The sequence below is a fragment of the Herbaspirillum sp. GCM10030257 genome, from assembly GCF_042666555.1.
Classification (GTDB): Bacteria; Pseudomonadota; Gammaproteobacteria; order Burkholderiales; family Burkholderiaceae_D; genus Noviherbaspirillum.
Genome location: NZ_JBHTDH010000025.1, coordinates 51025 through 60346 on the forward strand (window position 1 = coordinate 51025; position 9322 = coordinate 60346).

Here is a 9322-nt window from a genome sequence, read left to right on the forward strand (position 1 = left end):
AGGGCAGCGTGCAGACATGAACATCCACAACCTCAACCGTTTGCTGCGACCGCGTTCGATCGCGGTCGTTGGCGCCTCGGACGATCCCAAATCGGTATCGGGCTTGTTGCAAGCCAATCTCAGACGTTTCAACTACGCCGGCGATGTGCATCTTGTCAGCCGCAGTCGCACAGAAGTCAATGGCGCGCGCTGCGTGCCTTCCATTTACGACTTGCCGCAAGGCGTTGACGTTGCCGTGTTGATTGTCCCGCAGGTGGCCGTACTGGAGTCGGTCCAGGCATGTGTAGCGCGTGGCATTGGCGGAGCGGTCGTATTCGCCTCCGGCTTTTCCGAGATGGGTGAGGATGGGAGGTTAGTGCAGCAAAAAATCGCCGCGACTGCGCGTGACGCTGGCCTTGCACTGGTTGGCCCTAATTGCATGGGCCTGGTGAATTTCGCCGATGGTGTGCCCCTCACCTTTGAGCCTATCGAGCCGCTATCCTACATTTCCGGTCCGCGCATCGGCATCATTGCCCAGAGCGGTGCAATGAATGCAAATCTGCGTCAGGCATTCACCGGCAAGGGCTTGAACGTATCGTTTTCGATTTCCACGGGTAACGAAGCGGCGCTCAGCGTGGAAGAGCTGCTCGACCATCTGGTCGAGGCTAAAGAGGTTGACGCGTTTGCGATATTCGTTGAGATGATCCGCAATCCGTCGATGTTCCTCCGTGCCGCACGCCGTGCTCGCGAAGCCGGCAAGCCTGTCGTGCTGATGCACGCGGGGCGTAGCCCGCAGGCGCGAGAAGCCGCCCAGTCGCATACGGGAGCGCTCGCGGGTGACTATGGCGTCATGCGCACGCTGGTGGAGCGAGAAGGTGTGGTGGTAGTGGATTCGCTTGATGAACTGTTTGATGTTACCGGGCTGCTGGCGTGTTTCCCGAAGCCGGTGAAAGGCGCTGCGGCAGTCATATCGAATTCGGGCGCGCTGCGGGGCATTGCGATCGATACCTGTTTTGACCTCGGGATAGAGTTGGCGGCCCTGCAGGATTCCACCTTCAGCACGCTGCGCAGCTTGTTGCCTGACTTTGCGACACCGGATAATCCGCTCGACCTCACGACCGCCGGAATGCAGAAGCCTGAATTATTCGGCGCTACCACGCAGGCGATGCTGGACGATCCTGGCGTCGGCAGTGTAATCGTTTCGTTGATGGGCGGGTCCGGTCCGCAGCAAGTCGCCAAGGCGCATTCACTGTTGCCCGTGATCGAGAAGTCGGATCGACCAGTGGCTTTTGTCATAATGGGAGATGCCAACCCGCTTGCAGATGAATTCAACCAGATCATCGCCAGCAGCAGCATCCCGTTTTTCCGTTCACCGGACCGCGCACTGCGCGCGATCGCCCATGTGCACCGATACGGACAGATGGTTGCTGCCGCGGCTGGACGTGTCATCGCCGGCCAGGCACCGCGCATGCGCGAGTCGCGGCACGGCCCGATTGCGGAATACAAAGGCAAGCAACTATTGCGCGAACTCGGCATCGCCGTCCCGGAAGGCCACCTGGCGCGCGCATTCGATGAAGCAGTCGCCATTGCACGAAATATCGGCTTCCCGGTGGTACTCAAGGCGCAGGCTGATGAACTCATGCACAAAAGTGATGTGGGCGGGGTTGCCGTTAACATCAAGGACGAGTCTCAGCTTGAGGTGGCTTGGACCAACATGCATATGTCGGTCTCAACAGCGCTGCCGAATTTGCAACTGGATGGCATCTTGGTCGAAGGAATGGCCAGGCAGGGTCTGGAACTGGTGATTGGCGCCCGACGGGATCCGCTGTGGGGCGTAGTTCTGCTGGCTGGCCTGGGCGGTATCTGGATTGAAGCATTGAAGGATGTATGCCTGATCGCGCCCGATATGGATGAGGCCGGCATCGGCGACACACTTCGTAAGCTGAAAGGTGCGGCATTGTTCGACGGTTTGCGCGGTCAGCCAGCCGTGGACATTGCGCCGGTGGCCCATGCAGTGCGTCGCCTCGCGGATCTGATGATCGCAAATCCGGAAATCGCCGAGATTGACGTCAACCCGTTCGTCGCCAGCCCGGCTGGCGAAGGTGGGCTTGCACTCGATGCATTGATTGTCATGTCTGGAAAGAGCCAATGAGGAGCAAGGGAAAATGGCTTCAGCCTTTGATCACGAAAGTTTCCAGGAATTGCTCAATACCGTCGATCGGTTCATCAAAAAGCGGCTGACGCCGCTTGAGCAAAAAGTCGAGGAAGAGGATGAAGTACCGGACGATGTGATTGCAGAAATGCGGGAAATGGGTTTGTTCGGTCTGACCATCCCACAGGAATACGGCGGCTTCGAACTTGACCTTATGCAGGAGATGAAGGTGCAGATGGCTTTCAGCGAGACCTCGCCGGCCTTCCGTCTCGTGTTCTGGCCGAATGTGGGCATCGGCTCGCGCGGCATCGTGATGTTCGGTACCGAAGAGCAGAAGCGTAGATATCTGCCCCGCATGGCTACCGGTGAATTGCCGACATCGTTCTGCCTGACCGAGCCGGGGACCGGCTCGGATGCCGCCAGTATCACCACCTCGGCACGGCGTGATGGTGACCATTACGTGATCAACGGGGCCAAGCGCTTCATCACCAATGCGACGCGTGCAGGCGTCCTCACTGTAATGGCCCGCACCGATCCGAGCGAGAAGGGACCGAAAGGCATCACTGCCTTTATCATTGAACGTGGCACGCTCGGTCTTATCGTCGGCAAAAAGGAAAAGAAGATGGGCCAGCGCGGCTCGCCAATCTGCGACGTCACGTTCGAAAACCTGCGCATCCCCGCTGAAAACATTGTGGGCGGGCCTCAAAACGAAGGCAAGGGCTTCAAGATTGCCATGAGCGTACTCGATGGAGGGCGCGTGAGCGTGGCCGCTTCAGCGGTAGGCATGGCCAAACGACTGATCGACGAGGCGGCGCGTTACGCTTTGCAGCGCGTGCAGTTTGGCGAGCCGATTGCTAACTTTCAACTGATCCAGGCCATGCTGGCAGATTCGGAAACGGATTATCTTGCAAGCCACGCACTAACCATGCGCGCCGCGGAGGCGCTAGAACGTGGCGAGGATGCCCGCACTTTGGCCGCCGCTGCAAAATACTTCAGTTCAGAGGCACTGGGACGGATTGCTGACCGCGCCGTTCAGATTCACGGCGGATCGGGGTATGTGGCCGACTATCCTGTGGAGCGCCTGTACCGTGACGCCCGCGGCGTGCGCATCTATGAAGGAACCAGCCAGATCTTGCAGCTCGTCATTGCCCGGGCGATGCTCAAGCGGTACGAAAACTGATTTACGGGCGATTTACGCACAGAAGTTCCTTGCTGCACAACTTCCGAACGAACGGGGTGAGTAAGGCTGAGTTTTTTCATCTGGATGGTGGCAACTGTAGGCCAGAGAGCAGGGGCCATGAATATCAATAGATAAACGGAGACAAACCAATGAACACTTCGAAACTGAAACAACTATTCATCGTTGCCGCATGCTGCGCTTTGCCTGCCTTGCCTGCCGCCGCGCAGAATGAGAATGCAGCAGCAGGGTATCCGAGCCGACCAATCCGGTGGCTAGTCCCGTTCTCTCCAGGCGGCCTGGGTGACACGCTCGTGCGTGCCGTCGGCCAGCAATTGAGCGAACGCCTCAAGCAACCGGTTATCGTTGAAAACCGGGCTGGCGCCAGCCAAATCATTGCAATGGAGGCAACGGCAAAGGCTGCTCCGGACGGGTACACGATTGCGCTGGCATCTCAGGGCGGTATGGTGCTCAATACGATTGCGAAGAAGAAGCTGCCCTATGATCCGATCAAGGACTTTGCGCCGATCACGATGCTGGCCACTTCGCCGCTGTACGTCGTCGTTCATCCGTCGTTGCAGGCCAACTCCATCTCCGAGCTGATTGCCTTGGCCAAGTCGCAGCCGGGGAAACTCACTTATGCCTCAATCGGCAATGGCTCCGCACAGCACCTGGCGACAGAGATGTTTAAATCGATGACCGGCATTGATATCATGCACGTGCCATATCGTGGCAGCGGCGGCGCGATTACCGATGTGGCAACCGGCCAGGTTCACATTATGTTTGAAGGTGCAGCGTCTTCAATGCCGTATGTGCGCCAGAACAAGCTGCGTCTGCTTGGCACCACCGGAACGGCGCGCATCAAGGATCAAGCCAATGTGCCGATCGTTGCCGAGACGGTCCCAGGTTATAACATGATCGTATGGTTCGGCATGGTCGCACCTGCCGGTACGCCGAAGCCTATCGTCGACCGCCTTAATAAGGAAGTGAGCGAAATCCTGCGTATGCCGGCCGTCCTTCAGATGGCTGCAAACCTCGGTGTGGAAACCACTTCCAGCACGCCGGAGGAGCTTGCTGTTCGTATCAGAGAGGAGGTCAAAGGTGCGCATAGGATTGCGATGGCTGCGGATATCAAGCCGGAATAAACGCGTAATTTGATCAGCTATATAGACGTATGAAACGGATTTGACCTGGAGCCCGCAAGGTCGAGGTCAAATTGCTTTTGCATAGTTGCCCGGCATTTCCGTATTAGCGACCTACAAGCCTACAAGTATTCGTTGTCATCCGACCAGTCAGTCGTGTTGACAATTGGATTTTGTGAGGCTCCACTTGGCAGCAGCTATTCACTGTCTACCAAGACGGAGCGACTGATTACTCACCGAATCTTGATTCCCGTGCTATTCCAAAATACCTCAAGTCATCCTTGCGCAAAACCTTAATCGACTTTGATTTTGGCTTCCTTGACGAGAGACCCCCATTTCGCAATCTCGGCTTTCATTAACTGGCCCAGCTCTTCCGGCGTACCGGTGGCGGTTTGGTAGCCGCTGGCCAGTACTTTCTCTCGCACTTCAGGACGCGCGAGCGCAGCCCCCAGCTCGGTGTTCAGGCGCTTTACGATCGCCGGTGGTGTGCCTGCGGGTGCAACCATCGCGATCCAGCCTGTAGCCTCGTAACCGGGCAGACCGGATTCGGTGAACGTGGGTACGTTGGGCAGCGCGCTGTCGCGAGCGCTGGAGGTCACCGCAATTGCTTTTAGTCTCTTAGACTTAATATATGAGATCGCGGTCGGCACGTCGCTCATGGCGAGGGAAATTTGACCGGCCATCGCATCCATGGTTGCGGGCGCGGTGCCTTTATAGGGCACGACCACGGTGTCAAGCTTCGCCATATGCCTGAACAGCTCGGTGGAAAGATGCATCATTGTGCCTGGCCCGCCGTGTCCTATCGACAAGCTGCCCGGGTGCTGCTTGCCTTGGGCGATGATTTCCTTGATCGTTTGCGGCTTGAAGTCGGGAGGCGCGACCAGAATGAACGATGCCCAGACCATGTTACCGATGGGTGTCAAATCCTTCAGCGGGTCGTACGGCTGCTGACCGGTGAGCACGCCATTGACACCCAAACCACCGGCAGCGCCAACACCGATAGTGTAGCCGTCGGGTGGGGCCTTCGCGACCGCGCCGATGGCAATGGCACCACCCGCACCGGGACGATTTTCCACGATAACCGGCTGACCGAGGCGCTCGGCCATGATCGGCGCCACCAGGCGGGTGATCTGGTCGGAGCTGCCACCTGGCGGGAACGACAACAGGATCTTGATCGGCTTGTTCGGGAAGCTAGCCGCAGCGCTCTGCGCCAATGCTGCCTGACCGAAGCACAGTGTCACAGCAACAACACTGGCCGCCAACTTGAATGGATTGCGCATGAATGTCTCCTCTTTTTTCTACCCATCGGTTTGCCGGTAACGTAAAATCACACGGAAAAGCACTAAGTTCACTGTTCCGTTTCCCATTCCAAAAAACAAGCACCGTGCGAGTAAGTACGGCACTGTGAATCAGCCGTCGGCTGTCGCCGCTCCATCGCGCAACTGAGCGACCACGGTCTGCAACCCCGAGTGCATCGCGGCAAGGGTTTTCGCGTCGATGCCGGCGAAGGCTGCCTGTTCAATCATCTTCATTTCGGCGTCGCACGTCCGCACCAGGCTGCGGCCAGCGGATGTCAGATTAACCAGCAGCACGCGGCGGTTGGCCGGGTCCTCGGTACGTGTGAGCAAGCCGGCTTCTTCTAGCGTGGTGAGTACCTGACCCATCGCTTGCGGCGTGATGTGGAAACGGCGCGACAATTGTGCGGACGACAGCGCTTCGCGGCTGGCAAGCACCGATAGCAGTGTGAACTGCATGCCCGTCACGCCGTGTTGTTTTAATGCGCCGTCAATATGGTCGCGCAATGCGAACCAAGCCTGCGAAATCAGGTAACTCAGCCGCACCGGGGTGCGTTCCGGGTTGCCGGCACGTTGTAGTTGAGCCATTCGTACTCCATATAAAGTTGATTTACCGATTGCGGCGGCGTGTCCAGCGGTTGATGATACCGCCGCACTGCGGCCACCCGCATAGGCCGCAATCGTAAATCAAAGTACAGGCGCTTGAGCGACGAATTTTGTGCCCATGTAGGCTTCCAGACCCTCCATGCCACCCTCCAGGCCATAGCCGCTGTCCTTGGCGCCGCCGAATGGGGTTTCCGCGCCCGCGATCGAGAACGTGTTCACTCCCAGCATGCCGGTCTCGATGCGGTTGCCAAGTCGTATGATGCGGTCGGCGCTGCCAGTGAACGCGTAAGCAGCCAGCCCGAACGGCAATTCATTCGTACGTGCGATGGCTTCTTCCTCGTCGTCGAACGGCATTACCAGCGCGATCGGGCCGAATGGCTCTTCGCGCATCACCCGACAATCCGCAGGCAGGTCCGTAAGCACGGTAGGCTGAAAAAAGAAACCGCAGCCTTCAATCGGCCGCCCGCCGGTGGCGACCTTTGCGCCGCAGGCAACTGCGTCCTCGACCAGCGCGGCAAGCGCCGCAACCCGGCGCGGGTTGGCCAAAGGGCCCATCTGCGTGCCGGGGTCGGTGCCGGTGCCGACCTTCAGCGCCGCAGCCGCCCGTGCGAAGGTGTCGACGAATGCCGCATATGCCTTCCTCTGCACAAAAAACCGGGTCGGGGAGATGCACACTTGGCCGGCGTTGCGGAACTTGCTTGCTGCCGAGGCGTGCGCAACGCGGACTGGGTCGACATCATCGAATACCAGCACTGGTGCGTGCCCGCCCAGTTCCAACGTGACCGGTTTAATGCCGGCGGCAGCCAGTGCGGCGATGTGGCGGCCGACCGGTACGCTGCCGGTGAACGATACCTTGCGCACGATGGGGGAGCGGATCAGGAATTCCGACACCTCGCCCGGCACTCCGAAGACCATATTAAGAACACCTTTCGGGAGTCCGGCGTCATGCAATGCGCGAGCGAGTTCAAGCGCGGAGCAGGGCGTTTCTTCGGAAGGCTTGATAATGCAGGTACAGCCGGCGGCCAGCGAGCCGGCGATCTTGCGCGCAGGTAGCATCGCCGGGAAATTCCATGGTGTGAAGGCAGCCACTATGCCAATCGGCTCCTTGAGAACAGACTGGCGCCAGCCAGGCTCCCGCGCGGGAATCAACCGACCGTAGGCGCGTCGTCCTTCGTCGGCGCACCATTCAAAAACCTCGGCGGCCACGTTAACTTCGATGCGGGCCTCGGTGACGGTCTTGCCCTGCTCAAGGGACATCAGTGTGGCAATATGTTCACCGCGCTCGCGGATCATTTGCGCGGCGCGGCGCAGGATTGCGCCCCGCTTGACGGCCGGTGTATCGCGCCATTGCGGGAAAGCTGCCCGGGCTGATTCCAGTGCCTGGGTGAGGTCGTCCTGCGTGGCGTGAGGCAGTTTGCCCAGTGCGTCGCCGGTGGCAGGATTGAGCAGGTTTTCAAACTTGCGCGCCTCGCATCCGATCCATTCCCCGTTAATGTAAAGATGCAATGGCAATATGCTTGAGTTCATCGGGATTCCTTCGAGCGGCGAAAGGCCGCGCTAATGCGTTTAGTAATGTGGTTGACGATGCATCGAGGTCAGCTGGCCAGTGACTCCAGAAGAATCTGATTCACTGTCTCCGGCGCTTCGTACATCGTCCAGTGGCCGGCCTGCGGGACCAGATGAAATCGCGCATCGGGACGTGTGTCCAACAGCGCGCGCCCTTGTTCCCAGAGGTCGGGTAACCCATAGCAATCGAATTCACCGGCGATTCCATGCACCTCGGCGGCAATTGACTTCAGTGCATCGACGGGACGGCTGGGAAAGAAGGCTACATGATCAGCGACCGAGCGGTTGCAGTTGTCGATATGCAGCGACACCGCCTGATCATCGATTCTGGTATGGTCGTGGAACATAGAGAGCGCCAAATTATGGCGCTGGGTTGCGGCGAGTTCCGGTGCATCTTTGAGATGACGCCACTTCTGCATGCCCGCGGGAGGACGAGGAGTTTTATCGCTAAAGTTGCCGCGCAAGAGCAAAATCCTTCTCACTTGATCATTGCGTGCGAGCGCCATGCATTCTGCAAGCACTGAACCGAATGAAAAGCCTACAAGCGCAACATCCGGCCGCCGGGGACACAGTGCGTCGAAGCTGGACCAAATAGCTGCGGACAAATTGTCGAATGTGGGCTCTCGCAGTAACAGGTCCGAATCGCCATAGCCAGGGAGATCCGGGACATACACCGTATGCCGCTCAGCGAGGGCGCCAATGTTACGCACCCAGTGCGTCCAAGAGCCTACACTGCCATGCAGCAGGATAGCAGGGGACCCGCTGCCCCATACACGCCAGGTCATCGTCTGGCTGCCGCAAAGAATCGCATGCTTTGTCGCCAATGATTCCAGCGTGTTGAAATCCTGTAAGTGAATCATTCGGTCTCCTTCGATATCAGAATGCTTCGAGATCAGTACTCCTTATTTCATATAATATCACTTTATATAAAGCTAAATTATATAAAATTTTCAGTCAGATTCAAAATTGTTTAAGGGCATAGACTAGAACTCATTTCAAAAATGCCGGTCTGGCGATTTTGAGTAGTTGAAGGTTCGAAATGGCGAGCCAGCAATTTCTTACGGATGAACAATGGGGCATCCTTGCACCGTTAATTCCATCACCAGTACGTCGCGCCGACAGACTTGAGAGGCCAGTAGAGCATAATGACCGGTCCGTCATGGACGGTGTGCTCTGGATCCTTCGCACCGGTGCGGCAATGTCACGTTAACGATGGACGCTGGTAAAGTCGGGCAATGAAGATACCCAAAGCCCGTTACTATCGCCATCGTTTCCCCGGTGCGGTCATCAGTTGCGCGGTGCGCTGGTATTTCCGTTTCCAGCTGAGCCTGCGGGATATCGAAGAGCTGCTGCTGGAGCGCGGCGTGATAGTCAGCTATGAGACGATCCGCCGGTGGTGCGACAA

General features: G+C 58.0%; 8 protein-coding genes and 1 pseudogene. 5 read left to right on the forward strand and 4 right to left on the reverse strand.

All coding sequences use genetic code 11. The annotated features are described in order from the left end of the window. Positions 1 to 16: 16 nt before the first annotated feature. The 3 genes from ACFQUU_RS24020 (at position 17) to ACFQUU_RS24030 (ending at position 4453) form a co-directional block, all read left to right on the forward strand. A complete protein-coding gene (locus ACFQUU_RS24020; RefSeq protein ID WP_382250649.1) occupies positions 17 to 2131 on the forward strand; it encodes an acetate--CoA ligase family protein in 2115 nt (704 codons plus the stop codon). Positions 2132 to 2180: 49 nt separating this feature from the next. Beyond that, positions 2181 to 3311 (forward strand): acyl-CoA dehydrogenase family protein, encoded by a 1131-nt coding sequence (locus ACFQUU_RS24025; protein WP_382250650.1) that lies wholly within the window; start codon positions 2181 to 2183, stop codon positions 3309 to 3311. A 149-nt stretch (positions 3312 to 3460) separates the two neighbouring features. Then, on the forward strand, positions 3461 to 4453 hold the full coding sequence (locus ACFQUU_RS24030; RefSeq protein ID WP_382250651.1) for a tripartite tricarboxylate transporter substrate binding protein: 993 nt from the start codon (positions 3461 to 3463) through the stop codon (positions 4451 to 4453). A gap of 290 nt (positions 4454 to 4743) precedes the next feature. Here the strand turns inward: ACFQUU_RS24030 and ACFQUU_RS24035 are convergent, their stop codons facing one another. The 4 genes from ACFQUU_RS24035 to ACFQUU_RS24050 all read right to left on the reverse strand — a co-directional run bounded on the left by ACFQUU_RS24035 (position 4744) and on the right by ACFQUU_RS24050 (position 8777). Continuing rightward, the gene (locus ACFQUU_RS24035; protein ID WP_382250652.1) at positions 4744 to 5730 is read right to left on the reverse strand and encodes a Bug family tripartite tricarboxylate transporter substrate binding protein; all 987 of its coding nucleotides are present in this window, start codon (positions 5728 to 5730) and stop codon (positions 4744 to 4746) included. A 129-nt stretch (positions 5731 to 5859) separates the two neighbouring features. Then, a complete protein-coding gene (locus ACFQUU_RS24040) occupies positions 5860 to 6333 on the reverse strand; it encodes a MarR family winged helix-turn-helix transcriptional regulator (protein ID WP_382250653.1) in 474 nt (157 codons plus the stop codon). Positions 6334 to 6432: 99 nt separating this feature from the next. Beyond that, entirely contained in the window at positions 6433 to 7878 is a 1446-nt protein-coding gene (locus ACFQUU_RS24045) for an NAD-dependent succinate-semialdehyde dehydrogenase (RefSeq protein WP_382250654.1), read from the reverse strand. A gap of 68 nt (positions 7879 to 7946) precedes the next feature. Further along, positions 7947 to 8777 carry an alpha/beta fold hydrolase gene (locus tag ACFQUU_RS24050; RefSeq protein WP_382250655.1) on the reverse strand — a complete coding sequence of 277 codons (831 nt, stop codon included), beginning with the start codon at positions 8775 to 8777 and terminating at the stop codon, positions 7947 to 7949. Between the two features lie 179 nt (positions 8778 to 8956). On the opposite strand from ACFQUU_RS24050, the gene ACFQUU_RS24055 reads away from it, so the two are divergent. Both ACFQUU_RS24055 and ACFQUU_RS24060 read left to right on the forward strand, forming a co-directional pair. Continuing rightward, positions 8957 to 9127, forward strand: a complete 171-nt coding sequence (locus tag ACFQUU_RS24055; RefSeq protein WP_382250656.1) for a transposase — start codon at positions 8957 to 8959, stop codon at positions 9125 to 9127. A 25-nt stretch (positions 9128 to 9152) separates the two neighbouring features. Next, positions 9153 to 9322: pseudogene (locus ACFQUU_RS24060) on the forward strand (IS6 family transposase); the annotation flags it as partial.

Coding starts and splice junctions, on each gene's coding strand:
- ACFQUU_RS24020 (WP_382250649.1), top strand. CDS start 17: ATGAACATCCACAACCTCAACCGTTTGCTGCGACCGCGTTCGATCGCG.
- ACFQUU_RS24030 (WP_382250651.1), top strand. CDS start 3,461: ATGAACACTTCGAAACTGAAACAACTATTCATCGTTGCCGCATGCTGC.
- ACFQUU_RS24035 (WP_382250652.1), bottom strand. CDS start 5,730: ATGCGCAATCCATTCAAGTTGGCGGCCAGTGTTGTTGCTGTGACACTG.
- ACFQUU_RS24040 (WP_382250653.1), bottom strand. CDS start 6,333: ATGGCTCAACTACAACGTGCCGGCAACCCGGAACGCACCCCGGTGCGG.
- ACFQUU_RS24045 (WP_382250654.1), bottom strand. CDS start 7,878: ATGAACTCAAGCATATTGCCATTGCATCTTTACATTAACGGGGAATGG.
- ACFQUU_RS24050 (WP_382250655.1), bottom strand. CDS start 8,777: ATGATTCACTTACAGGATTTCAACACGCTGGAATCATTGGCGACAAAG.
- ACFQUU_RS24055 (WP_382250656.1), top strand. CDS start 8,957: ATGGCGAGCCAGCAATTTCTTACGGATGAACAATGGGGCATCCTTGCA.